The organism is Pantoea sp. GD03673, assembly GCF_029844725.1.
In the GTDB taxonomy this organism is placed as follows: domain Bacteria; phylum Pseudomonadota; class Gammaproteobacteria; order Enterobacterales; family Enterobacteriaceae; genus Pantoea.
This window is the reverse complement of sequence record NZ_JAOCKJ010000003.1, coordinates 392,702-415,796: the sequence shown is the minus strand read 5'-3', so window position 1 is coordinate 415,796 and position 23,095 is coordinate 392,702. Positions and strand designations below refer to the sequence as shown.

Genomic DNA, 23,095 nt, shown 5'->3' with positions numbered 1-23,095 from the left:
ATGATCGCCAGTGACAACCTGACTGGAGAAACACAATGACGCAGAAAGTGATTTTAATTACCGGCGCTTCAAGCGGTATCGGTGCAGGCATCGCCCGTGAGCTGGCAAAAACCGATGCCATTTTGTTACTGGGCGCACGGCGGGAAAACCGGCTGGCGGCGCTGGCCGAAGAGCTGCGGTTTAACGGATCTGAGGTGGCGATCAAAGCACTTGATGTCACGCGCCGCGAAAACGTTGCACAGTTTGTGGATTTTGCGCGGGAGAAATGGGGCCGGGTTGATGTGATCATCAACAATGCCGGGATAATGCCGCTGTCACCGATGGCCTCGCTCAACGTAGACGAGTGGGATCAGATGATTGATGTCAACATCAAAGGGGTGCTCTATGGCATCGCGGCGGTGCTGCCAGCCATGCTGGGCCAGCAGCGCGGTCACATCATCAACATCGCGTCAATTGGTGCGCTGGCCGTGTCGCCGACGGCGGCAGTGTATTGCGCCACGAAGTTTGCGGTGCGGGCGATTTCTGATGGATTACGGCAGGAGAACCGTCAGCTGCGGGTAACGTGTATTCATCCCGGTGTGGTCGAGAGCGAGCTGGCATCAACCATCACTGACCCGACAGCTGCCGAGGCGATGCAGCATTATCGCGCTATCGCGCTGCAACCGGACGCCATTGGCCGCGCCGTGCGCTATGCCATTGAGCAGCCTGAAGAGGTGGATGTTAACGAGATTGTTGTGCGGCCAACCCGCGCTCAGCAATAAACAACCGGCCCAATGCGCGATGTGCATCGGGCCGGCCTGTCAGTAAAGGCTTCTCCGGGTTCGCTGTACGGTAACCGCAATCGCCGTTAGTGCGACCAGCATCAGAAACACGCCCAGGCCAACCATCGCGTTGAACCCGTAGGTTTTAAACAACAGTAAACCGGCAATACAGCCGCTCAGGAAGGAGAACACCGTGGTCAGATGGGTGTGTAAAACCTTCTGGAAGAATCGGCGATCGTCGGTTTCAAGATGCACAGCGTGAGACGTATGCGCGAAGATCCACGACCCCAGCGCAATGCCCGCATCGGTCAGCGTGCCGGTAATGTGTGTTGATCGGACGCGGCCATTGGAGAGCTGCGTCGACGTCGCATTGTGAATCCCCATTAAAAAGCCCAGCATCACCAGCACTTCCCCGTTAAAGCTTGGCCGGTAAAACACAATTTCAAAGATCGACGCCGCCGTCAGCGCCGCACCCTCAGCCAGAATAATCAGACAGAAAATGGTGCGTAACTTATGTTTGTGCCCCACCACCACCGCCAGCCGCGCAACGGTACAGCCCACGACAAAGGCAATAATCAGTGCCATTAAAAACAGCATCGTGTGAAGGTCGCTGGTGGTAACTTCCTGGGATATCTGCGACGTGTTACCGGTCATATGCGACGGGAAAAAGCCAAACGCGCCCAGCGCCATAGCATTGAGGATGCCGGCAGTGGTGGCCAGCACCAGCGCCAGCAGACGGTCTTCGGTATGAGAACGAACTTTCTTCTTTTTTATCAGCACAGGCTTCCCCACATCAGGTGAATGCAAAACGTTCTTATAAGGCTTCAAGCATACAACCTGATGAAAATTATTCCTGTCAGAACCAGATAACTCCGATGAAATAAGCCATTAATTTTGCTGATTTTTATAAAGCAGATTCAGTTTACTTTTAAAAGTGTCAACGACGCGATGATCTGCCATGCCCGGCAGAGGCAGGCAGCAAACTCAGTCAACGATAAAGAGCTGCGCCCCTGTGGTTGTAAAAGACCGGTGCGGTTCAGCATCATCCGCCACCTGGTAGCTCACGCCTGGTGTCAGTACGAAACGGCGGCCATCTGCCAGTTCAGTGTGCAACTCACCCGCCATACACAGCAAAATATGGCCTTTTGTACACCAGTGATCGGCGATGTATCCCGGCGAGTACTCGACCATACGTACCCGGATGTCGTTAAATTTTACCGTTCGCCAGGTCGCCTGGCCCTGATCGCCAGGATGAATCGTCTCGTCGATCTGGTCCCAGTGCGTCAGGCCAAACGGCAGATTGTCAATTTTCATGCGATTTCCTTATTGAGGACGAACGTTAAGAAAGAGCCTGGATAACCGCCTCTTCCGCGTGGATCAGTGTGGTATCAAACAGCGGCACGCTGGCATCGGTGGCATCAACCAGCAAAGTGATTTCCGTGCAGCCCAGAATGATCGCCTCAGCCCCCTGCGCCACCAGCGCCTGCATAATTTCCCTGTAACGACCACGAGATGCGGGATTAATTTCGCCCAGGCAAAGCTCGTGGTAGATCACCTCATGCACAAACAGACGATCGGCTTCTTCGGGCGTAATCACCTCAAGACCAAACTGCTGCTGAAGTCGGCCGCGATAAAAATCCTGTTCCATCGTGAACCGTGTTGCCAGTAACCCGACCCGGCGTATACCGGCCTGCTGAATACGGCGTCCGGTGGCATCGGCAATATGCAGCAGCGGGATGTCAGTCGCCGCGCTGATTTGCGCGGCGACTTTATGCATGGTGTTGGTACAGAGCACGATGAACTGCGCACCTGCCCGTTCCAGATTGCGTGCCGCTTCAGCCAGAATCTCGCCCGCCTGCTGCCACTCACCAGCCGCCTGTAACTGCTCAATGCGCTGAAAGTCGACGCTCCAGAGTACCAGCTCCGCCGAGTGCAGGCCGCCCAGCTGCTGTTTAACCTGCTGATTCAGAATGCGGTAATAGAGCGCGGTTGACTCCCACGACATACCGCCTAACAGACCAATGACTTTCACACTGCACTCCGGGTTAAGGGGGGGTGATTCCAGCATGCCAGATCGCCAGTGTTCGGCAACGGCTTTGTTCAGGCTCCACGCTTATCGGGTCTGAAGCATCGGGCCATCATCATCAGCGCAACCACGCCAGCGCTCATCATCAGCCAGGCCTGGGTCAGTGACGCGCCGCTGTCGCGCACCCAGCCTGCCACCAGCGGCATCAGCGCCGCAATCAGGTATCCGCCACCCTGCACGCGTGAAAGGAGAATGCTCGCTTCCGGGGCACTGCGTGCAGAATCCAGCGTAACAATCAGCGACAGGGGGAAGAGTGCGCCGATGCCTGTGCCCAGCAACACGACAGAAATCAACGGCATCGCATTCGGGTAGAACACCAGGCTTAGCAGCCCTGTCAGCAACAGGGCCAGCACGCCGGACAGCAGCGGGCGGCGATCGGGAAAGCGATGTAATGTTGCTGAGACGATGAAGCCTGCCACCACTTCGGTTAAGGTCAGCGCCGCGAGCAGGTAGCCGCTGTGCCGCGCACTCCAGCCCAGCTGAATGTAGAATGGCGGCAGCCAGGCCAGCACCAGCGTGTAAGCCCCCGTGCCAATGCCGAAAAAGAGCGTCAGCAGCAGGGATCGCGGCGCAGGCAGCATCGCCGTCTCAGACGCCACGCTCATCTGCGGCGTTCGCCTGACTGAAAAGAGCCAGATTAATAGCGTCATCAGCGCTAACCCGCCGGAGAGCGCCAGCGCGGGTTGCAGCCCCAGCCAGGAAAACAGCGGTTCGGCACTGGCTGCGGTCAGCGCCGCGCCTGCCATAATTCCCGTGCTGAACAGCGCCATCAGCGTCGCCGCTGCGTGAGCAAAGCGTTGGCGGATCAGCGCGGGCATCATTGCCTGAATCACGCCAATGCCTGCGCCACCCGCCAGCGCGGTAAGCATCAGCTGAGCGGCGGTCAGGCTAACGCCGCGCCACAGGCAGGCGAGGGTCAGACAAATCAAACCGGCCGAGATCCCTGTTACCGCCCCGAAACGGGCGATCAGCCACGGACCAGAGAGTGCCGCCAGGCCCATCATCGCCACCGGCAGTGTGGTCAGCAGGCTGAACACCATCGCCGATAACCCGGCCTGCTGTTGCAACACCGGAAACAGCGGACCGATAATAGCCAGCATCGGGCGCAGGTTGAGCCCGACAAGAAAAGCGATGGCGGCAAACAGAATGGGAAACAATACCTCTTTTTTCATCATCAGCGCCTTAACAGAGAATTGACGATGACAGCACCGGGCTGTCACTATTTATCTTAACGTTAAGACAAATAATGGTCGCTGTTAAGAGGCTGAGCACAACCCGACAACATAACCCCGACATTTGCAGGTGATTTATGCACGATCATATTGATTTCGTTGTCAGCCAGTGGGACAGCGCGATGCCCGACCTGGACGCTGCTTCCATGCAAATCTTCGGCCGCGTGCTGCGGCTGATGAAACATCTGGCGAAAGCGCGCAGTGAAGCACTGGCACCTTTTGGTTTTCAGGAGGGAGAATTTGATGTGCTGGCGACATTACGGCGGGCAGGATCACCCTATCGCCTGTCACCCACCCGGCTTTATCAGGCGCTGCTGGTGACGTCCGGCGCAATGACAAATCGCCTGAACCGGCTGGAGCAGCAGCATCTGATTGAACGAATCGCCTCCCCGGAGGATAAGCGCAGCATGCTGGTCGGGCTGACGCCCCACGGCAGGCAGCAGATTGAGCACGCGCTTCGTGTGCATACGGCAACGCAGGAGGCGGTACTGGCTCCGCTGGCCGCGTCAGAGCGCGACGAACTGGCGAGGCTGCTGAAAATGCTGCTGCTGGCGTTTCCCGGTGAAGCGACAGCCGCAGAATAGCGCCGTCAGCGCTGTAGCTCGGCCACCGTCATGGTGAAGATAACCGGCTGTGCATTCGCACTGGCGTAGGCATGCGGCATATCCGTACGCGCCACGGCCGCGCAGCCCTGCCGGACGACAAGAGTCTGTTCACCCACGGTTAATGCCAGCGTTCCCTCTTCAACGTGCAGCAGTTCGAGTGTACCAGACGGGTGCCCGGCGGAACTGAACACCTCGCCCGCAAACATCTGCCAGCGCCAGAGCTCGATCATATCGGGCCCGCGTGTCCCGGCCAGCAGCTGCGCACTCCCGCCCTGCTCACCCTGCCACAGCATCGGCATGTCGCTGTTCTCAATCAGCCACGCGTCGGGTGCTTGTGAAACGTTAACGATATCCGCTACCGAGACGCCCAGCGCGGCCGCCACCTTACAGAGGATGGCAATGCTGGGATTGGCGGCACCCTTTTCAATTTCGACCAGCATCCCTTTACTGACGCCTGCCCGGCGGGATAACTCATCCAGTGAGAGTTTCTGGCTTTTTCGCCAGCTTTTTATGCGGTCTGAAACCGCCTGATTGACGCTGGCGAGATCGGCACCTGCGTCGGTCATTATATTGACTTTTCTGGTCATCGGTCATTACTATGATATAAATTAGTCATTGAGAGAGTATCTGATGTTATCCGTTCATCCGTCAATCGACCCCGCTGTTTTTGCGCTTGCTCCCGGCTTTCGTGCCATGAGCATTGTGGTGGAAGCCACACCCCTTACCCGTCCAGAGATCGCCAGCGAAGCGCTGAAAAGCGCCTGTCAGCAGGTGGTAAATAATGATGCGGCTTGGGCAGACGCGCATCTCGCCGCCTGGGCTGAGGTGTTTAAAGCCTTTGGTGCCAAAGCGAAGCGCACACCCTGTTCTGCTGACGCATTACGCAGGCGCGTGCTGCGGGATGGCACACTGCCTGCAATCGATCCGGTTGTCGATCTCTACAACGCCATCAGCATTCGTTACGCCCTGCCGGTGGGCGGCGAGAATATTGCGGCTTATGCGGGCGCACCGCGTCTGGTGATTGCTGACGGCAGTGAACGTTTCGATACCGTCAAAGAGGGCGAAGTCGTTTATGAATCGCCGGAATCGGGCGAAGTGATCTGGCGCGACGACCAGGGCGTAACCTGCCGCCGCTGGAACTGGCGTCAGGGCGTGCGCACCCGACTGGATGCCAGTGCGCGTCAAATGTGGTTTATTCTGGAAAGCCTGCCCGCTATGCCGCTCTCCGCGCTGCAACAGGCCAGCGACGAGCTGATCTCGGGATTGCAGCAGATGATGCCAGGTGCGCAGATCGGTAAGACGCTGATCGAAGCGCCTGCCCTCTGAACAAAGCCTCAACACCGGCTAAACAAGGTTAACGGTGGACGGAATCTGTGGCAGGATACGCGCCCTGTGTCTGCCATACCCGGCTGACTGACCTGCTGACAACCGGTGAAAAGAATGGCTAAAATAAAAATCCTCCTCCCCCTGCTGCTGATCCTCGCCCTCGCCGCGTGGTGGTTTATCCCGCACGACAGTGAGGAAGACAAAGCGTATTACGTCGCGGTGTTCTGCGCGATTGACCATCACGGTGAGCAGCCACTCGACCAACAGATGCGAAATGTCATTGAAGGCGGCAATTCTGACTATGCGCTGCAGAAAATTGCGTATAAACCGGCGCTGGGTCGCAGCATGATACGCCGCTGGCAGCAACTGACGCCCGATGAGAAACAGCGCGCCGCACAGGACAATGTCATCTGCCAGCAACTGCTGAAGCCTTAAGGTGTGGCGGGGGAATAATATCTGATGATTCAAATGATGAAGGAGACAATATGACCTTGCCAGAACGCAAAAATTACCCGGAACTGGGTGAAGTCAACGCGCCTTATGTGCACGCAGTGAAACAGGGTGAGACGCTGTATGTCTCCGGCCTGACCGCCTTCGGCACGGCGGCTCAGCAGGGGAATATGGCTGAACAGGCAGAAGCCATTTTTAAACAACTCAAAGCCCTTGCCGCCGCTGAAAACAGTTCGCTTGCCGCGCTGTTGAAGGTCACGATATTCATTACCTCTTTCGCAGAAATCACCGCACTGCGGGAAGTGCTCTATCGCAATTATGGCGAGCACCTGCCCGCCAGCTCGCTGGTTCAGGTAAGCGGACTGTTCTCCGCTGACCTGCGCATCGAGATTGAGGCCATTTTTGCCCTCTGAGTGGCAATCCGCAACAACGCTGCGGCTACAGCTGCAAATCTGACGCGGCAGCGCCTCGCGCCAGATAACCGATGCGATAGACCTCCGGCCCGGACGCAGATGGCTGTCGTGATGCGCTAACTGTTAATCCCTGCCAGCGGGTCACATCCCAGGCGCTGAAGCCTGTGGTCATCGGCAGCGTTGCCAGGTGCGTATGCGGCGAAATGGTCCAGCGGTGCAGGGCCATAAAACGGGCTTCAGCCAGATCGGTGATGTGAGTCTGCTCGTCAAACGCCAGCCAGCTTTCGATGATCGGCCAGCCAAAATCCCTGACCAGCTTCATAAAGCCAGGGCTTTGCAGGAAACGCTGCATGCCGCTCGCCTCCCGCCAGAAATAGAGCGGCGCATAGCGATTTTCATTGAGTCCCCCCTCCTCGCGGCAGGCGTAAAGATACGCTTTTGCCACCAGCCCCGGAAAGCCATCCAGCCGGGCACCGTTCAGGCTGATGCGCTGTGCAATGATGCCCATGTCGTAGTCCGCAGGCAGCGTAAAGCGGTAATGCATGATAATCATAACGCCTCCTGTGCCAGCATCTGCCCGCCGCTGAAACTCCACTCTTCGCTGCTGTTAAACTGAATGATGATCATCACATCATCAGGATCGATTGCCATTTCTGCCTGAAGCGCGGCGCAGAGGGCGTGATAAAACCGTTGCTTCTGTTGCCGTGAACGCGGACGACCTGCCGTCACCTGAAACAGCACGAAATTTTCGCTGCGACCGCCGCTGAGATAATGGCGATCAAACACACGCTGTACGTCAGGCAGCCTCTCAATGATCTGAAAGCAGTCCTGCTCAGGCACGTCAAACTCCGCAACCAGCGCCTGCTGAAGCAGCGTGGAGAGCAGATGCAGATCCGCATCGCTGTAACCCTGACGCAACGTAATTCGGGTGAAAGGCATCAGAGATTTTCCTTCAGATAGCCGAGCGCGGTGACGGCGGCGGGCCAGCCTGCATAAAACGCCAGATGCGTGAAGCTCTCCACCAGTTCATCCTGCGTCAGTCCATTTTGCCGGGCGAAATCAATGTGCCACGGCAGCTGCTGGACGCGCCCCAGCGCAGTCAACGTTGCCAGCGTCAGCAGGCTGCGTTCACGCGGTGACAGCACGTCGCGCTGCCAGATGTCACCGAACAGCACCTGCTGCGTCAGTTCAGCCAGTTTTGGCGCATGCTGCGCCAGTGTTTCCCGATCCCGTGAATTTTTCATTGCACACTCCTCTTTGGTCAGAGAGAGTGTCACTCAGGCCATTAATCCTGAAAATCAAATTAATCAGCACTTACCATCCGTATTTTGAGGACAATAATGAACAGGGTACCGGAGTCACTTGATATGGATGCGCTCCGCAGTTTCGTGGCGGGCATTGATGCGGGCAGCTTTGCTCTTGCGGCACAGCACCTCTGCCGGTCCACCTCAGCCGTCAGTGCGCAGCTCAAAAAACTTGAGCAGCAATGCGGTACGGCGCTGGTGATGAAAAAAGGGCGGCATCTGCAATTAACCCGCAGTGGCGAGCAGCTGATGAGTTACGCGCGCCGTTTGTTGTCACTGAATGACGAAACCTTGCGGGCAGTGAAAGGCGAAGCGTTGCAGGGTGAAATTCGCATCGGCATGCAGGAAGATTTTGGCGAGGCGCTGATGCCTGCCATTCTCGGCGCGTTTAACCGGCAGCATCCGGACGTGATGCTGACCGCACGCGTCGACAGAAATCTGGCGCTATTAACGGCACTGGCCCGCCATGAGCTGGATTTGGCTCTGCTGTGGCAGGCGGAACAGCAGACGGGCGCGCAGTTGATTGGTCAGTGTCCGTTAGCCTGGATACAGCATCCGGCGTTTGATCTGGCGGGCATTCTGCAGCGCGGCGAGCCGCTGCCGCTGGTGGTGTTTGATGCGCCTTGCGTGATGCGATCCCGCGCCACCGGGGCGCTGGATAAGGCAGGTATCCCGTGGCGCGTGGTGTTTACCAGCCACAGTCTGAGTGGCATCTGGGCCGCGCTGCAGGCCGGGCTGGGGATCACCCTGCGCACCCGTGCGGGGTTGCCGGAGGGGCTGGTGACAGAATCACAGCGTTTGCCGCAGGCTGGCCATCTGGGTATTGCGCTGGCCCGATCAGACGCGGGTGAAGATCCCGCGCGTGCCCTGTTGCAGCACCTGATCACCGACGCCGCCCTGCCCTTTGTTCAGCGCTGATTTAAAATGCCTGCTGAATCAGTAACGAACAGTATTCCGCTGAAACGTCGCGGTCACCGAACAGGATATGGAACATCACGGGAGCCACCGCCACATCAACAAGGCGATCGACGTCAAAGCCCGCTTCACCCCGTTCCAGTGCCCGGTTATTGAGGGTTTCAAGATGCTGATAGGTGAACACACAGCATTTCTGGCTGGCTTCTTCAGCATAACTGCTGATCACATCGGCCAGCAGTTCACGGCCAACTTTCGAGGACATCTCTTCGGCATATTGCTGCAGGAACGCGATGAGATCCCCGATCATCGACCCGGTATCTTCCGGATCGGCAATCGGCCGCATCCGCGCAACAGCCACATCCGCCAGCAGTTGGGCCAGATCACCCCAGCGGCGATAAATCGTGGAGGGCGTGACGCCTGCCTGTTCGGCGATCATCGGAACGGTAATGGCGGAACGATCCAGCGTTTCCAGTAAGCGGTTAACGGTGTCATGCACTTCCGCCTGAATACGGGCGCTGCGCCCACCCTGACGAATCATCTCCCTCGCCATCTCTTTCTCCTGCTTTTATCAGCGTCAACGTTTTGGTTAACGCAACGATGTTGCATTAACAGATAGCGGCAGTGTACCGCATCTCAGACTGAGCAGGCGTCAAAGTGTGCGATCAGGCAATTCACAGTCAGGGCTGAAGTTTACCCAGGCCCGCTCTGACGTGCTCTGCGCCTGAATGAGACGCACGGTTATCTGATGCGCCTATCCATAACAGACTGACTGCCATTACCGCTGAAATAAAAATTGTACGAATGTCCATAAATCCTCCCCTGAGTAAGGCGGGTAAGGTAATTCAGTCAGCAGGGAATTAATCGCGGGATAAGAGAGGGTTTCTCAGGGGTTTAAGGCCGTAAGAGGACGCAGACAACGCCGCGTCCGAATCACAAAGTGAGAAGTCAGACGTTAGGGACGTTGCCCGCGTCAAGCCATTCACGCCGGCTAAGGGCATACATCAGGCTGGGAGGCAGCCCTTCCAGATCGTTGACCTTTTTCAAAAACGTTAAGCCTGCTTTTTCCAGCACCCGGCGCGAAGCCAGATGGTTTTCACGCACCACGCCCGTGATGACGCTGAGCCCGGCCTCTTCAAATCCATAACGAATGGCTCTGCGTGAAAGCTCAGTGGCATAGCCTTTTCCCCAGGCATCTGGCTCAAACCGGTAACCGAGATTATTGGTCTGACGACCGTCAAACTGGCTTCTGAAGACGCCACCAAAGCCGATGATTTTTTCCGGATGGGCTTTCTCAAATATCGTCCAGTCGCCAAAACCCTGATCCCGGTAGCCATCCTGGATACGCTCCAGCGCCTGAACCGCATATTCCCTGTCAGGCCACGGGCCTCGGGGGTTAAATTTATGCGTTTCCGGGTCGCCATAAATTCTGAAGAGGTCGTCGAGATCCTCACGAAGGGTAAATCTGTAGAGCAACCGCTCTGATTCCCAAACCATCCTGTGCTCCTTTTGGGTACTGATCAGGTTAATCCTTTATATCAGCCGCCGTTCCAGACACCAAGAGCCGGGTCTTTGAGGTTAGCGGTAACTCGCTGAAAGTGTGACTGGCGGGCGGGCTCCGGGATTGACGCAACACAGTGACGCGCGATCACAAAGGGCCGCGCGGTGCTCTGACTCTGCTGCTATTGGTGTTAAAGTCCTGCATGAATCTGCGCGTCCGATCTGTGACGTATCATCGTCAGGGTCATGAGGATCAATCAATGAAAGGAAAGTGCAAAAATGGCTGAACAGAGCAGCATAATTACTGAACTGACCGAACTTGAGCGTCTTTACGGCACTGTCGCCCGGCCCTCAGTGGCTAAGGTGACCGATCATATTCACCCCGCCTATCGTCCCTTTATCGCTGCCTCACCCTTTGCAGTTCTGGCAACATCAGGAGCGGAAGGACTGGATGTTTCACCGCGTGGCGATCCGGCCGGATTTATCGAAATCGAAGATGACAAAACCCTGCTTTTACCTGACCGACGCGGTAATAACCGTATCGACAGCCTGCGCAACATTCTTCAGGACAATCGGGTCGCGCTGATTTTTCTGATCCCGGGCATTGGGGAAACGTTACGGGTCAACGGAACGGCCGCGATCAGCACCGATCCGGCGCTGCTTGAGCGATTCGCTGTCAATCATCAGCGACCAAAAACCGTACTGCGCATTACGGCAGAGCGCGTTTTCTTTCAGTGCAGCCGGGCAATTATCCGCTCCGGGTTGTGGGATGCTGAAACGCAGATCTCACGGCAGGCGCTGCCCAGCACCGGGTCGATTCTCCGACAGATTGCGGAGATTGATGGCGATGCCTATGACAAAGCGCTGCCGGAGCGATTGAAGAATTCGCTGTATTAAGCGACAACGCAGATCTGCAGGACTCATGAGCGCCGGGGGAGCTGCGGTGTTAAAGGCGCGCTCTATGGCGACAGATCAACACGTCCCTGCAGGTCGTATACCCGAACCCGACCGGATTACTTCATGTTCTCAAGAATCTGTTTGGCCTGAAGGTAATCGTAAGACGTCACTTCGATTTTATTATTACTGAGATCGCTAAAATAAACGGACATGGACACGTCGTGGTCACTGACGCTGAAAGGGATTTTATTCTCTGTAAGGACAGGAATAAGGTCGACAAAAGATGCCGCTGCCACCCCAAAAACCACCGTATGGCCAGGAGGCTGAGACGTTCGCTGGAAAAGGGAAAGTGATGCCCGGTTATTGCTGATGACTCGTGGCCCACCCTGTTCAGACCAGAAAGAGAGGGCACTGTCGCGAGTAAATCCCAGAATCTCTTTGTACCATTTTTCTGCCTGCTCAATATCGTCTACGTACAGATGAATATGATCAATCTCCGCTATCTCCATAATCCGGCTCCCTGACGGTTATTTGCTGTGATACTCGCCTGAAAATTATAGATTATCCTCCCGCAAAACACATGAATTTCTGTCAGGTAAGCGGCAGGATTCAACGATCGGCTTGCTGGCTGTTCCGGGTCAAACCCTACGGCATGCCTGCTTCCTTGTATATTTTTGGCAGAGCCGGGATGGGTCTGAACTTATCCTGTGTTTTTACTGATGCTTCAGCACGATCGACATCCTGGAATTAACAAGCCCGCGGGTGAGCACTATGCGCAGCATCACTATCAGCTATAGCGCGAACAATAGCCTGATGCATCAGAAGCCCGTATCTGTAAGGCAGGGAGAACTGAAATGAGCAATAAAACATCTGTCGGTATTGATGTATAGAAGTTCGCTTAAGATGTCTTTATTGATATCAGCGAGACTGTTAAAGGAACCGGGAGGCCTTCATGTATCAGCGTTGTCATGGAGGCAACAAGCCGGTATCACTCTCATGCTGAATCAATGCTGATTTCAGCGGGTTGCCTGTTGCTGTCATTAATCCGCGACAGATAAAGAATTTTGCCCGGCAATGGGGAAGGTGGCGAAAAGCGATTCTATCGATGCCAGAACAATATGCGAATATGGTCGTCGTATGAAACAGGAATTCAGACTTGCCAGCGGACAGTTTCGCGGTAAAAGGCTATCCGGGGAGGCAGGGCTGGCCTACGGGCAACACTCTAAATGGTGATGCTTTCCGCGGTTCGATATAACCCTCAGAGTAAAGACTTCTATACATCCCTCATTTCACGTGGAAAAGTAAAAAAAGTCGCGATCACAGCCTGTATCAGGAAATTCATAACGATACTCAATGCTATGTTCAGGGACCAAAAGGATTGGATATATAGCTGACGAGACAATTTACGACTCTGGATGAAGCAGACGATACGTAACTCTGTTCAATCTGAACGAATAGAGGGTCCGCTTTGTGCCAGAAGCGGACGATTATCTGCATTATTCATAATTCATACACCCTTTACTTAAAAATTATCTTAATGCACCGTTCTCTTCACTTGCATAAGGGATAGTGCTCGGAGCATAGATATATTTAGCTGGATTGGGAGTTAAACATTCTCTTAATCGCTTTACCGAGACAGCCTGAAACGCATATTTGTAATTCAGTCGCGAAATATTATCCGGCCTCTGATTATTCAACCTGTCCATTTTCAGGGCGTAACAGAAACAGCACCAGCGAGGACATGCACACTGCTGTCTGAATCCCCCCTAAGGCGACAACTGCAGGTATCGGCAGAATAGAACTTATCCAGGTTGTGGCCGCAGCCGTCGCCATTGTCAAAAAACCCAGCAGTGAGGACGCGAGACCTGCTTCCTTTCCGACCGGCCCCATTGCAATAGCGGTGCCTGCGGGGTTGCCCAGTCCCATACCCCATAAAAAAACTATCATCGAAAAGGCATACCATCCGAGTCCTGGCGTTTGCGGCCCGATTAGCAGCAAAATTCCGCCGACAAGAGCGGTGAATATGCCAAGTGCAGTAGTTTTCGCGGCACCGAAGCGATGTGTCAGTCGCGGGCCAGAAATACCGGCGGCAAAAACCACAAAGACGGTTGCGAAGAAGAAAATTCCGGCCTGTAAGGGTGACAATCCCATTCCGCTCATGAGAATCGCCGGCGCAGCAGCGAATGATGCGAACAAACCACTCATCAGAAGGCTGACCGCAAATGCGGGAAAGATAAATGCGCCGTTCAGGAACAGGCTGATGTAAGCCTTAAAGACGCCGGTGAGAGAACGCCTGATTCTCCGCCCGGCGGGGTGTGTTTCGCCCAGAACTCTGATATAGAACATACACACTGCGAGAGCCAGCAGGCCGACCAGAATAAAAATCGACCGCCATCCCAGCGTGACGGTAATAAGGCTACCCACCAGAGGAGAAAAACCCGGGGCTGTTGCGGTCGCAATCATCGTCAGAGCCAGCGCCCGCGCCAGTCTTTCCCCTTCAAACAGGTCACGGGAGATTGCCCGGGCCAGAACGGAGGCGGCACATACCCCGGATGCCTGGATAATGCGTCCGACAATCATCACATTAAGTGAGTCTGAAAGGCCACTGATAATGGTTCCGGTCAGGAAGATGGCGAGCCCGCCGGAAACAATTTTTACCCGCCCAAAGCGATCGGATAACGGTCCGACTATTAGCTGCGCCAGCGCAAAGGTAATAAAAAAGCACGACAGCGTCAGGCCAAGCTGGCGTGAAGATACCCCAAACTGCGTACCGATAGCCGGAAAAGCGGGAAGAATAATGTTCGTGGATAACGTGCTGATGGCGGAGAGACTGGCAAGTATCATTATAATTTTTCCAGTCAGCTGTCGTTGTTCCAGTGAACTTTTGTAATTATCAGCGACTGCCTGGGTTTTTTTTAAATTCATACTCTTCTCTTTGAACTATCGAAAATAAGCTGCTGTTATTTTATGGGAAAGAGAATCGCAGGCTCTGCACCCTTTATCAGATGCAGAGCCTGAAGCCAGGCAGTCAAATCAGAATGATTTTATTTGTTGCCGAAAGATGAAGCCTGTCTTTTTTGTAAGACATACTACTCCACCTTAGTGCGCTAATATCATCTGCTATTCACGTGTCTGAATGATTTGCCTGAAGCCAGCTATGACACTCAGATCAAACCGCTTCCCACTGGCGAAAGAGAACGCTGGCATTCACGCCGCCAAACCCAAATCCGTTCGATAACGCATGCCGGATGGCAGAATAACGCGCTTTTAATGCAACCAGGTCCAGCCCCTCTGCTGCTTCATCTGGATGGTGTAAATTCAGCGTCGGCGGAATAACCTGATCCCGCAAAGCCAGCACGGTAAAGATGGCCTCAATACCGCCAGCCGCGCCCAGCAGATGCCCGGTAGCCGATTTGGTCGAACTGATGGCAACTTTGCTGAATTTGCCAAATACGGACCGGATGGCCGAGAGTTCACCTTTATCCCCAACCACCGTTGAGGTGGCATGAGCATTGATGTGCTGTACATCACCGGCACTCACATCTGCCTGAGCCAGGGCCAGCTCAATGGCTCTTCGGGCTCCGCTTCCATCTTCAGGGCCGGCAGTGAGATGCCATGCATCAGCGCTGGTGCCATATCCCACCAGTTCAGCCAGAGGCGTTGCGCCCCGGTTCAGAGCATGCTCTAAAGACTCGATGACCAGTATGCCGGCACCTTCTGCCATTACAAACCCGTCCCGATCGATGTCAAAGGGTTTTGAGGCTTCGCCTGGCTTATCTCCGTTATTTGTGGACAGCGCGCGTGCCGCTGCAAAACACCCAAGCGTAACGCGATCTATTGCGGCTTCTGTGCCCCCGCAAACCGCAATATCGGCTTCGCCGGTTTTAATTAACCTCGCCGCATCCCCGATAGCCTGAACACCTGCAGCGCATGCCGTTATTGGTGCGCCGACAGGCCCTCGGAAGCCGTGCTGAATAGAGACATGCCCCGCAGCCATGTTGGCAAGAAAAGAGGGCGCAGTGAAAGGTGACAACCGGCGTGGCCCGCGTGTATCGGTCGTTCTAACGGCGTCCGCAATGGCACCGAATCCCCCTACACCTGAGGCAATAATGGTTGCAGTCCGTTCACGCGCGCGTTCGTTATTTGGCTGCCAGCCCGCCTGAGTCAGGGCTTCCTGAGCCGCAACAAGGGCAAACTCAATGAAGCGATCCATTTTTTTGCGCTCTTTAGGGTTTATATACCGCTCCGGCTCGTAACCTGCGTCAGGGTCCTCTGCAAGTGATGGCACCCGTCCGGCAACGGAAACGCCGGTGCCTTCGCTGACTTCAGGGGGAAGTACCGTTATTCCCGAACGGCCCTCAATAAGCCGGCGCCAGACCGTCTCCGTACCGCATCCCAAAGGGCTGACAATACCGCAGCCGGTGATGACAATGCGTCCAGAATTATTTTTATTCATGATAAAAACCTCATGCTCTTGTTTGCATAGCGTAACGAGATAAGCCGCCGTTAAGGGGGATTGTATCCCCCGCGATTAATGCTTAGTCGGCAGCTTTGATCTCAGCGTACTTTTTTATTTTCAGGGCGTATTCTGAACCAGATGGCATACATTGCAGGCAGGAAAACCAGGGTAACGATGGTGCCGGCAAATGTTCCGCCTATCAGCGTATAAGCCAGTGTTCCCCAGAAAACAGAATGCGTAAGCGGTATAAAGGCCAGAATGGCGGCCATTGCTGTCAGTAATACGGGGCGGGCACGCTGAATTGTTGCTTCAACGACGGACTCAAAGGGTGTCAGCCCTTCATGCTCATTGTGATGGATCTGCCCTATCAGGATTAATGTGTTGCGCATCAGAATCCCAGACAGTGCGATGAGTCCGACAAGCGCATTTATCCCGAACGGCTGATTGAACAGCAGCAGCGTCGGTACAACGCCAATCAGCCCCAGTGGCGCAGTCAGAAACACCATCACCATCGCTGACATTGACCGAACCTGCAGAATGATGATCAGAAGCGTGATGGCAATCATGATCGGGAACAGCGGAACCATTGCTTTAGTGGCTTTACCCGACTCCTCAATCGGCCCCCCCTGCTCAATGCGGTATCCGGCCGGAAGCTTAGCGATAACAGGCTGTAACTGTTTCAGGATTGCCGTGGAAACATCGGGCGGCTGCATGGTGTCTGAAATATCGCCACGTACGGTAATCGTCGGGGTACGGTCGCGGCGTCGCAGCACGGGATCTTCCATTCTGACTTCAACATCGCCAATCTGTGACAGTGGAATGCGCTGGCCTGACGACCCCACCAGTGTAAATCCGGCTATTCTTGCAGGATCGAGTCTGATATCGCCTGCTGCACGACCCATTACCTGTACGGAGCGGATGTCTTCACGAACGGACGTAATAGGTACGCCAGAGAGCAGGAACTGGAGTTGCTGCGCAACGGCATTAGAAGTCAGACCTACTGCCTGAAGACGATCCTGATTCAGCGAGAAGTGCAGCGTAGGCACGCGCTGTCCCCAGTCCGTGTTCACGGTCCTCATGTCTGGACTGGCCAGCATGACCGCCTCAACTTCGCCTGCAATCTCACGTAGTTTATCCGGATCAGGTCCCATTACCCGGTAAGCCACCGGATAAGGAGAATAAGGACCGAAGACCAGTTGCGTTGCGCGGACACGTGCTTCAGGAGCGAGTCCGCTGGCTGTGGCTTCACGTAGCCGTTCCTTGAGAATATCGCGGGCATCCTGGCTGTCGGTCAGAACCACAATCTTCGCAAATGACGGGTCGGGAAGCTCCGGTGCCATCGCCAGATAGAAGCGGGGTGAGCCCTGTCCGATGTAAGAAGTGACAATTTTTGCCTCTTTCTGCTTTTTCAGCCAGTCTTCGATTTTCGCTGTGGTCGCGCTGGTCTGCTCAATTGAGGTGCCGTAAGGCAACTGAACCTCAATTAACACTTCCGGACGATCTGATGTCGGGAAGAACTGTTTCTTAACCAGCCCCATGCCGAGAATGGCCACCGTAAAGACGATGATAACCGTCCCGGCGACTATCCATTTTCGTGCGATAACGCGGGCCAGTAACCGGCGAAAACGGTTGTAGCGCGGGGTATCGTAGATTGCGGCGTGTCCGCCGGGCACCGTTTTGATCTCCGGCAGCATTTTCACCCCCAGATAGGGTGTGAACACCACTGCTACAACCCATGAGGCTATCAGGGCTATACCCACAATCCAGAACATGTTACTGGTGTATTCACCTGCGGTAGACTGCGCAAAGCCATTAGGCATAAAGCCTACTGCGGTCACCAGTGTACCTGCCAGCATCGGGGCAGCAGTATGGCTCCACGCATAGGCTGAGGCTTTAATACGGTCGTAGCCCTCCTCCATTTTTACAACCATCATCTCAATTGCAATGATGGCATCATCCACAAGAAGTCCCAGTGCGAGAATCAGTGACCCCAGGGTTATGCGATCGAAATTTTTACCTGATGCCTCCATGATGATGAAAACGACCGCCAGCGTCAGAGGCACGGCAGCGGCCACCACCACGCCCACACGCCAGCCCATACTGACAAAGCAGACCACCATGACCACAAGCAGCGCAACGAAGAATTTGATCATAAATTCATCGACAGCAGAGCTTATGTTGACGGACTGATCGGTGACTTTCGTCAGTGTCATGCCGAGCGGCATGGATGCGTTGATACTGGCCGCTTCCGCATCCAGTGATTTGCCCAGTTCAAGGCCATTCCACCCCTCCCGCATGATAATGCCCAGCAGAAGAGCCGGTTCGCCCTGATTGCGTATCAGAAACGTGGCAGGATCCTCATATCCGCGTTCAACAGTGGCAATGTCCGACAACAGCAGCGTTCTGCCATTAACAACGACGGGCGTTTTACGTATCTGCTCCAGTTTGTTAAAAGCACCGTCAAGACGAATAAATACCTGGGGTCCCTGGGTATCAATTGAGCCCGCGGGCGTGAGGACATTCTGGCTATTCAGAGCTGAAAATATGTCCTGAGGCGAAACCCCCAGCGTGGCCAGCCTGTCATGGGAAAAAGAGACAAAGATGCGTTCAGTCTGCTCACCGATAATGTTGACCTTTTTTACGCCCGGCACATGAAGAAGCCTCTGGCGCAGTGATTCTGCATCGCGTACCAGTAAACGCTGAGGCTCTCCTTTGGCCTTCAGAGCAAAGAGGGAAAATGTGACATCCGAAAACTCGTCATTCACCATCGGTCCGATGACGCCTGCAGGCAGATTTTTTGCCTCATCTCCCAGCTTTTTACGGGCCTGATAGAACTCTTCCTGTACCTGTGAAGGTGGCGTACTGTCCAGCAGAGACAGCATGGTGAACGCCATCCCGGGGCGGGTATACGTTTCACTACGGTCGTACCATTTAAGCTCCTGCATACGCTTTTCAAATGGTTCAGCAACCTGATCCTGCATTTCCTGTGCCGTCGCACCGGGCCATGCAGTGATGATTGTCATCTGTTTGACGGTAAACGGCGGATCTTCTGCCCGGCCCAGCTCAAAAAAAGACAGGATGCCTGCAACCGTTATCAGAATGATCAGGAATAAAGTAATGGAGCGTTCACGAACCGCGAGCGCAGAGAGATTGAATCGGGAGTTACTCATGTGGCTGGCCCCCGGCAATGCTGCCATCACCCTGACGGGCAACGCGTATAGTTTCGCCGTCATGCAGCAGGTGAGCGCCAAGCGCAACCACTTCTTCACCGCCACTGATCCCACTTGAGACTTTTGCCATATCGTCACTCAGGCCCTCTACACGCACCGCCCGCCAGGAAACCCGGGTTGGCTGACCGGTAATAACCCAGACTCCCGGACCTTTTCCCTGGTCAGAGAGTGCGGCTATGGGTATCTGCATTACCTTACGTGAGGCCTTTCCATCCGCAATATGCAGAGTGACTGTGGCGCCCAGCGGTGCGTTAGCCAGCGCTCCCTCAAGCACATATCGGGCTTCAAAAGTGCGAGTCAGAGGATCGGCTGCATCGGAAAGCACGCGAAGTCGCGCACTGACGGACTGTTTTTTATCGCCGTACAACGTCGCTTCAGCCTGGCTTTCAGGTGCCGGCCTGAGCGTTTCAGGAAGCTGGACCATGGCTTCACGCTGGCCGGCCCTGGCTAACCTGATCACCGGCTGACCTGCGCTGACCACCTGACCCGGTTCAGCAAGCGTATCCATAACGACGCCATCAGCATCAGCCAGCAATACGGCATAACTTTTTGAATTCAGTGCAACGTCAGCCTGCGCCTGCGCAGCGATGAGGTCGGCTTTTGCCGTGTCTGCAGCGGCCTTTATCTGATCATAGGCTGATGCTGAAACGGCGCCTGCTGCAACAAGGCCGCGGTAACGCGCTTCATCCTGAGAAGCTTGTCTGGCGCGTGCGCGTGCGGCCATAACTGCCTGCTGCTGCGCCTGTGCCTGAAGGCTGAGATCAACAGGATCAAGTCGCATCAGCGGCTGTCCACGTTTAACCGTCTGACCCGCATCAACGAGGCGTTCAAGAATTTTACCCTGCACCCTGAAGCCAAGGTCGCTCTGTGTGCGGGCGACAACAACGCCGGTAAATGAACGGGAAACAGCGTTTGCCGTCCCCACGCTAAAAACTCTTACGAGGGGAGGCTGAGTACGTGGATCATCGGTGGCAGAATTGTCACCGCAGGCCACCAGGGCCAACGGTAAAAGGCATACAGCCAGGGCGGCAGGTTTGATCCTGAACATGGGTTACCTGAATAAAGTAAAAGGAAAGTAACCGCATTCTTATGCTAGTGACTAAAGATGTCAATAGTCACAAATTCAGGGAGCCAGGCTTCGTAAGATGAGTGAGGAAAGAAGGGCAGCAGCAGATGCAGCCGTATCAAGGTTGTACTGCAGCTGAACGGGGCTGATGTAGGGTCTCATAACGAGAAAAATAGCCTGTGTTGCTTCGTCAAGAGGCGTTTTTCGCTCAAACTCTCCCGAGCTTCGCCCTTCAATAATAATATTTTCAATGAGTTGTTGAATACGCTTTTCATGTGTCTCTGCTGATGGCCACTTATCGCGAGCAGCAACGGCTGCTATGTCATAGAGCTTGCGGTCGTGAAAGAAAAGATCACTTCCGGACTCCGTCAGCGCTTTCAGTAACTGTCTCATCTTCTCAGATGCCGTCGGCGAATCGGCAATCGCGGAGTTGACAATCTCCATGATCATATCCAGACGGTTAGAGCAGATTTGCTCTCCAATAGCCTGTTTAGAATCGAAAAATTTATAGATGTATGCCTTCGAAAATCCTATGGCTTTTGCCAAATCGGATACGGTGGTTTTTTCATAACCGAAATGCCCGAAGTGTTCTGTCGCAGCTGCAACCACCTGGTCACGGATAGTATGTTCTGAAGGCCCCCTGGAGGGGTGAGCAGTTGTATGTTTATTCATTTTTCCAGCTTAACGTAACAAACGTTGATTGACAACGAGTGACCTTTTGGTAATTTAGTCACAACGTAAATATATCTCAAGGAATATTCCTTGTTTCTCATACGCCCTTTTGCACTGATATTGAGCGCCACTTTACTGGCTGGTTGCGCCGTCGGACCGGATTATCATCGCCCTGATGCACCGCTTGCGAAAATTTACATGAATGAGTCTGCGCTCCTGAACAGAAGTGCATCCTGGCCCGCCAGTTTTGCCGTCTGGTGGGAGGGATTCAATGATCCTCTCCTGAGTAAGCTCGTAACTGACGCCCTGGCGCAGAATCTCGATCTCGCCCAGGCGACCGCCCGGATGACGCAGTCACAAGCCGAACTGGGCGCGGCCACAGCAGCACTTTTGCCATCAGGAAACGTCAGCAGTCAGGCGGCACGCGCATATCAGTCAGCTGAAACACCACTGGGCCAGGTTCTCAGTTCAAGACCGGATTACAATCGTTACGGTAACAGCTATGAAGCCGATCTCAACGCAGGCTGGGAGATTGATCTTTTTGGTGGTCTGCGTCGCGGTCGCGAGGCTGCTCTGGCTGACTATCAGGCCTCAGAAGCGGGAGTAATCGCCACCCGCCTTGCTGTAGCCGCTCAGACGGCTGATATATATATCACCCTGCGTGGATTACAGGCCAGACTGCAAATCGCTGAAAAACAGGTCCGGACGCAGCAGGAACTTCTGGAAAAGGTGAAACTGCTTCAGACTGAAGGGCTGGCTCCCGGGTATCAGGTTCGACAGGCTGAAGGGGCTCTGGCACAGGTTCAGGCAACCGTGCCGGTTCTCCAGACAGCACTCGATGCCGCAATGAATGCGCTGGACGTAATGCTTGGAACGCCTCCGGGATCTCACCGCGGGCAGTTAGCGCTGCCGGCAGCCATTCCGCAAGCTCCACAAATAACCTCTACAGGAACGCCTGCCGACCTGCTACGCCGCCGACCTGACATTATCGTATCAGAGCGTAATCTGGCGGCATCAAATGCGCGTATAGGCGTTGCCGTGGGCGAGTATTATCCAAAGTTTACCCTGAGTGCCTTACTCGGCAGCGCAACGTCCGTGTCGAGCGGTAATCTTTTCTCGGGCGGGGCCAGCCAGGCTGCCGGCGTGCTGGGGCTGCGCTGGCGGCTTTTCGATTTCGGACGTATTAATGCGCAGATAGACCAGGCGAAAGGACGGGAGGCGGAAGCGCTTTCCGCTTATCGCCTGACGGTATTGCGTGCCAGCGAGGAGGTTGAAAATGCTTTCTCGTCTCTGATCAACAGTGAAATGCAAACCACCACACTATCCAGAGGGGTAACCGTACTGTCCGATGCCCACCAGTCGTCTTTCACAGCATGGAAACAGGGTACCGCAAGCCTGATAGACGTTTTACATGATGAAGAAAGTCTTCTTAAGGCTTCGGATGCAAAAGCACAGGCTCAGACCGAAAGCGCGCGTGCAGCGGTAGCAGCTTTTCGGGCACTTGGCGGAGGGTGGCAGCCACCTGAGATGAGTGATAACGCATCCTGATATTAGAAAGGATATTAATTCAGCTCTGCCTCCATTACAGGCAGAACTTTTACCAATAAAAATCGGTGTGGGCTGTGGTCCGGGTGATATATGCGCAGGATAGGATTTATCGGTCTCAATGCATTATCTGAAAGCATTGTCATGGCAATCTTTCGTGCCATGCCTGAAACGCAGGTGTTTCTTTATCCCTCCGACTGCAGTCGCGTTCAGAAACTGGCAACCGCATATCCCTGCTGGACCCTGGACGACAGCCAGTCTGTTTCAGACGAAGCAGAGATAATTATTCTTAGTCCCTGTCGCTATGATTTAAGTCTGATATCGCAGAGCCTGTACCTGCGTTCTGTTCATACTCTTGTTTCGCTAATCCCGGAAATTTCCGTCCAGCAGTTACGTATTTTATTCCGCCATCCAGACTGTGTCAGGATGGCGATGCTGATTCAGGCAGAAAACATCAACCCTGTTGTAGTACTGACTGACCATGCTCACCACCTGGAACATTTGCTCTGGCAGACTGGATTACTGACTGTCACAACCAGCGAAAGTCAGTTTGATTTCATGCTGCGATTGACAGAGCTCTCCCCCCTTAAACTATGAATCAGTCAGGTCATTTAACAAAAATTCAATCAGAAACGCA

At 54.6% G+C, this 23,095-nt stretch carries 25 protein-coding genes; 9 read left to right on the top strand and 16 right to left on the bottom strand.

The window, feature by feature from the left end; translation table 11 throughout:
- Positions 1-35: 35 nt before the first annotated feature.
- On the top strand, positions 36-761 hold the full coding sequence (locus N5J69_RS07840) for an SDR family oxidoreductase (RefSeq protein ID WP_279769331.1): 726 nt from the start codon (positions 36-38) through the stop codon (positions 759-761).
- Between the two features lie 39 nt (positions 762-800).
- Here the strand turns inward: N5J69_RS07840 and N5J69_RS07835 are convergent, their stop codons facing one another.
- The 4 genes from N5J69_RS07835 to N5J69_RS07820 all read right to left on the bottom strand — a co-directional run bounded on the left by N5J69_RS07835 (position 801) and on the right by N5J69_RS07820 (position 4,019).
- A complete protein-coding gene (locus N5J69_RS07835; RefSeq protein ID WP_279769329.1) occupies positions 801-1,541 on the bottom strand; it encodes a YoaK family protein in 741 nt (246 codons plus the stop codon).
- Positions 1,542-1,745: 204 nt separating this feature from the next.
- The gene (locus N5J69_RS07830) at positions 1,746-2,075 is read right to left on the bottom strand and encodes a DHCW motif cupin fold protein (RefSeq protein ID WP_279769327.1); all 330 of its coding nucleotides are present in this window, start codon (positions 2,073-2,075) and stop codon (positions 1,746-1,748) included.
- A gap of 25 nt (positions 2,076-2,100) precedes the next feature.
- A complete protein-coding gene (locus tag N5J69_RS07825) occupies positions 2,101-2,793 on the bottom strand; it encodes an aspartate/glutamate racemase family protein (RefSeq protein ID WP_279769443.1) in 693 nt (230 codons plus the stop codon).
- A gap of 68 nt (positions 2,794-2,861) precedes the next feature.
- Positions 2,862-4,019, bottom strand: a complete 1,158-nt coding sequence (locus N5J69_RS07820) for an MFS transporter (protein ID WP_279769326.1) — start codon at positions 4,017-4,019, stop codon at positions 2,862-2,864.
- A 137-nt stretch (positions 4,020-4,156) separates the two neighbouring features.
- On the opposite strand from N5J69_RS07820, the gene N5J69_RS07815 reads away from it, so the two are divergent.
- Positions 4,157-4,663, top strand: a complete 507-nt coding sequence (locus tag N5J69_RS07815; RefSeq protein ID WP_279769324.1) for a MarR family transcriptional regulator — start codon at positions 4,157-4,159, stop codon at positions 4,661-4,663.
- A 5-nt stretch (positions 4,664-4,668) separates the two neighbouring features.
- Here N5J69_RS07815 and N5J69_RS07810 read toward each other — a convergent pair whose 3' ends face one another.
- Positions 4,669-5,271, bottom strand: a complete 603-nt coding sequence (locus tag N5J69_RS07810) for a helix-turn-helix transcriptional regulator (protein ID WP_279769323.1) — start codon at positions 5,269-5,271, stop codon at positions 4,669-4,671.
- A gap of 43 nt (positions 5,272-5,314) precedes the next feature.
- Here N5J69_RS07810 and N5J69_RS07805 point away from each other — a divergent pair, with 43 nt between their 5' ends.
- The 3 genes from N5J69_RS07805 (at position 5,315) to N5J69_RS07795 (ending at position 6,873) form a co-directional block, all read left to right on the top strand.
- Positions 5,315-6,010 (top strand): B3/4 domain-containing protein, encoded by a 696-nt coding sequence (locus N5J69_RS07805; RefSeq protein WP_279769322.1) that lies wholly within the window; start codon positions 5,315-5,317, stop codon positions 6,008-6,010.
- Positions 6,011-6,124: 114 nt separating this feature from the next.
- On the top strand, positions 6,125-6,445 hold the full coding sequence (locus N5J69_RS07800) for a hypothetical protein (RefSeq protein WP_279769320.1): 321 nt from the start codon (positions 6,125-6,127) through the stop codon (positions 6,443-6,445).
- A gap of 50 nt (positions 6,446-6,495) precedes the next feature.
- Positions 6,496-6,873 (top strand): RidA family protein, encoded by a 378-nt coding sequence (locus N5J69_RS07795; protein ID WP_279769319.1) that lies wholly within the window; start codon positions 6,496-6,498, stop codon positions 6,871-6,873.
- 25 nt (positions 6,874-6,898) lie between these two features.
- On the opposite strand, the gene N5J69_RS07790 is transcribed toward N5J69_RS07795, so the two are convergent.
- The 3 genes from N5J69_RS07790 to N5J69_RS07780 are packed head-to-tail and all read right to left on the bottom strand — an operon-like array spanning position 6,899 to position 8,117.
- Complete coding sequence (locus N5J69_RS07790) at positions 6,899-7,426, bottom strand: DUF4865 family protein (protein ID WP_279769318.1); 528 nt, start codon at positions 7,424-7,426, stop codon at positions 6,899-6,901.
- On the bottom strand, positions 7,423-7,812 hold the full coding sequence (locus tag N5J69_RS07785) for a tautomerase family protein (RefSeq protein ID WP_279769317.1): 390 nt from the start codon (positions 7,810-7,812) through the stop codon (positions 7,423-7,425). Before N5J69_RS07785 ends, N5J69_RS07790 begins: the two co-directional genes overlap by 4 nt.
- A complete protein-coding gene (locus tag N5J69_RS07780; RefSeq protein WP_279769316.1) occupies positions 7,812-8,117 on the bottom strand; it encodes a carboxymuconolactone decarboxylase family protein in 306 nt (101 codons plus the stop codon). Before N5J69_RS07780 ends, N5J69_RS07785 begins: the two co-directional genes overlap by 1 nt.
- 96 nt (positions 8,118-8,213) lie before the next feature.
- Between N5J69_RS07780 and N5J69_RS07775 the strand changes: the two genes are divergently transcribed.
- Entirely contained in the window at positions 8,214-9,095 is an 882-nt protein-coding gene (locus N5J69_RS07775) for a LysR substrate-binding domain-containing protein (RefSeq protein WP_279769315.1), read from the top strand.
- Between the two features lies 1 nt (position 9,096).
- On the opposite strand, the gene N5J69_RS07770 is transcribed toward N5J69_RS07775, so the two are convergent.
- Both N5J69_RS07770 and N5J69_RS07765 read right to left on the bottom strand, forming a co-directional pair.
- Positions 9,097-9,642, bottom strand: a complete 546-nt coding sequence (locus tag N5J69_RS07770) for a TetR/AcrR family transcriptional regulator (RefSeq protein ID WP_279769314.1) — start codon at positions 9,640-9,642, stop codon at positions 9,097-9,099.
- Between the two features lie 395 nt (positions 9,643-10,037).
- Entirely contained in the window at positions 10,038-10,586 is a 549-nt protein-coding gene (locus tag N5J69_RS07765) for a GNAT family N-acetyltransferase (RefSeq protein WP_279769312.1), read from the bottom strand.
- A gap of 282 nt (positions 10,587-10,868) precedes the next feature.
- Between N5J69_RS07765 and N5J69_RS07760 the strand changes: the two genes are divergently transcribed.
- On the top strand, positions 10,869-11,486 hold the full coding sequence (locus N5J69_RS07760; RefSeq protein WP_279769310.1) for a pyridoxamine 5'-phosphate oxidase family protein: 618 nt from the start codon (positions 10,869-10,871) through the stop codon (positions 11,484-11,486).
- Between the two features lie 116 nt (positions 11,487-11,602).
- Here the strand turns inward: N5J69_RS07760 and N5J69_RS07755 are convergent, their stop codons facing one another.
- From N5J69_RS07755 to N5J69_RS07730, 6 genes are all read right to left on the bottom strand, one after another.
- Entirely contained in the window at positions 11,603-11,995 is a 393-nt protein-coding gene (locus N5J69_RS07755; protein ID WP_279769308.1) for a VOC family protein, read from the bottom strand.
- 1,180 nt (positions 11,996-13,175) lie between these two features.
- Complete coding sequence (locus N5J69_RS07750; protein ID WP_279769307.1) at positions 13,176-14,411, bottom strand: multidrug effflux MFS transporter; 1,236 nt, start codon at positions 14,409-14,411, stop codon at positions 13,176-13,178.
- Between the two features lie 244 nt (positions 14,412-14,655).
- The gene (gene fabF, locus N5J69_RS07745; RefSeq protein ID WP_279769305.1) at positions 14,656-15,942 is read right to left on the bottom strand and encodes a beta-ketoacyl-ACP synthase II; all 1,287 of its coding nucleotides are present in this window, start codon (positions 15,940-15,942) and stop codon (positions 14,656-14,658) included.
- A 101-nt stretch (positions 15,943-16,043) separates the two neighbouring features.
- Complete coding sequence (locus N5J69_RS07740; RefSeq protein ID WP_279769304.1) at positions 16,044-19,115, bottom strand: efflux RND transporter permease subunit; 3,072 nt, start codon at positions 19,113-19,115, stop codon at positions 16,044-16,046.
- Positions 19,108-20,223 carry an efflux RND transporter periplasmic adaptor subunit gene (locus N5J69_RS07735; RefSeq protein WP_279769302.1) on the bottom strand — a complete coding sequence of 372 codons (1,116 nt, stop codon included), beginning with the start codon at positions 20,221-20,223 and terminating at the stop codon, positions 19,108-19,110. The genes N5J69_RS07740 and N5J69_RS07735 overlap by 8 nt, the downstream gene beginning before the upstream one ends.
- A 75-nt stretch (positions 20,224-20,298) precedes the next feature.
- Positions 20,299-20,913 (bottom strand): TetR/AcrR family transcriptional regulator, encoded by a 615-nt coding sequence (locus tag N5J69_RS07730; protein ID WP_279769300.1) that lies wholly within the window; start codon positions 20,911-20,913, stop codon positions 20,299-20,301.
- A 90-nt stretch (positions 20,914-21,003) separates the two neighbouring features.
- Between N5J69_RS07730 and N5J69_RS07725 the strand changes: the two genes are divergently transcribed.
- Positions 21,004-22,461: an efflux transporter outer membrane subunit gene (locus tag N5J69_RS07725; protein ID WP_279769299.1), complete on the top strand. Its 1,458-nt coding sequence runs from the start codon at positions 21,004-21,006 to the stop codon at positions 22,459-22,461.
- A gap of 90 nt (positions 22,462-22,551) precedes the next feature.
- The gene (locus N5J69_RS07720; RefSeq protein WP_279769298.1) at positions 22,552-23,055 is read left to right on the top strand and encodes an NADP oxidoreductase; all 504 of its coding nucleotides are present in this window, start codon (positions 22,552-22,554) and stop codon (positions 23,053-23,055) included.
- The last annotated feature ends 40 nt before the right edge of the window (positions 23,056-23,095 follow it).

What these genes read in the sequence shown, in the direction of transcription:
- N5J69_RS07820 (WP_279769326.1), bottom strand. Translation starts at nt 4,019, where the DNA reads ATGAAAAAAGAGGTATTGTTTCCCATTCTGTTTGCCGCCATCGCTTTT.
- N5J69_RS07775 (WP_279769315.1), top strand. Translation starts at nt 8,214, where the DNA reads ATGAACAGGGTACCGGAGTCACTTGATATGGATGCGCTCCGCAGTTTC.
- N5J69_RS07830 (WP_279769327.1), bottom strand. Translation starts at nt 2,075, where the DNA reads ATGAAAATTGACAATCTGCCGTTTGGCCTGACGCACTGGGACCAGATC.
- N5J69_RS07750 (WP_279769307.1), bottom strand. Translation starts at nt 14,411, where the DNA reads ATGAATTTAAAAAAAACCCAGGCAGTCGCTGATAATTACAAAAGTTCA.
- N5J69_RS07765 (WP_279769312.1), bottom strand. Translation starts at nt 10,586, where the DNA reads ATGGTTTGGGAATCAGAGCGGTTGCTCTACAGATTTACCCTTCGTGAG.
- N5J69_RS07740 (WP_279769304.1), bottom strand. Translation starts at nt 19,115, where the DNA reads ATGAGTAACTCCCGATTCAATCTCTCTGCGCTCGCGGTTCGTGAACGC.
- N5J69_RS07800 (WP_279769320.1), top strand. Translation starts at nt 6,125, where the DNA reads ATGGCTAAAATAAAAATCCTCCTCCCCCTGCTGCTGATCCTCGCCCTC.
- N5J69_RS07840 (WP_279769331.1), top strand. Translation starts at nt 36, where the DNA reads ATGACGCAGAAAGTGATTTTAATTACCGGCGCTTCAAGCGGTATCGGT.
- N5J69_RS07790 (WP_279769318.1), bottom strand. Translation starts at nt 7,426, where the DNA reads ATGATTATCATGCATTACCGCTTTACGCTGCCTGCGGACTACGACATG.
- N5J69_RS07795 (WP_279769319.1), top strand. Translation starts at nt 6,496, where the DNA reads ATGACCTTGCCAGAACGCAAAAATTACCCGGAACTGGGTGAAGTCAAC.
- N5J69_RS07785 (WP_279769317.1), bottom strand. Translation starts at nt 7,812, where the DNA reads ATGCCTTTCACCCGAATTACGTTGCGTCAGGGTTACAGCGATGCGGAT.
- N5J69_RS07730 (WP_279769300.1), bottom strand. Translation starts at nt 20,913, where the DNA reads ATGAATAAACATACAACTGCTCACCCCTCCAGGGGGCCTTCAGAACAT.
- N5J69_RS07760 (WP_279769310.1), top strand. Translation starts at nt 10,869, where the DNA reads ATGGCTGAACAGAGCAGCATAATTACTGAACTGACCGAACTTGAGCGT.
- N5J69_RS07735 (WP_279769302.1), bottom strand. Translation starts at nt 20,223, where the DNA reads ATGTTCAGGATCAAACCTGCCGCCCTGGCTGTATGCCTTTTACCGTTG.
- N5J69_RS07780 (WP_279769316.1), bottom strand. Translation starts at nt 8,117, where the DNA reads ATGAAAAATTCACGGGATCGGGAAACACTGGCGCAGCATGCGCCAAAA.
- N5J69_RS07810 (WP_279769323.1), bottom strand. Translation starts at nt 5,271, where the DNA reads ATGACCAGAAAAGTCAATATAATGACCGACGCAGGTGCCGATCTCGCC.
- N5J69_RS07720 (WP_279769298.1), top strand. Translation starts at nt 22,552, where the DNA reads ATGCGCAGGATAGGATTTATCGGTCTCAATGCATTATCTGAAAGCATT.
- N5J69_RS07755 (WP_279769308.1), bottom strand. Translation starts at nt 11,995, where the DNA reads ATGGAGATAGCGGAGATTGATCATATTCATCTGTACGTAGACGATATT.
- fabF (WP_279769305.1), bottom strand. Translation starts at nt 15,942, where the DNA reads ATGAATAAAAATAATTCTGGACGCATTGTCATCACCGGCTGCGGTATT.
- N5J69_RS07815 (WP_279769324.1), top strand. Translation starts at nt 4,157, where the DNA reads ATGCACGATCATATTGATTTCGTTGTCAGCCAGTGGGACAGCGCGATG.
- N5J69_RS07805 (WP_279769322.1), top strand. Translation starts at nt 5,315, where the DNA reads ATGTTATCCGTTCATCCGTCAATCGACCCCGCTGTTTTTGCGCTTGCT.
- N5J69_RS07770 (WP_279769314.1), bottom strand. Translation starts at nt 9,642, where the DNA reads ATGGCGAGGGAGATGATTCGTCAGGGTGGGCGCAGCGCCCGTATTCAG.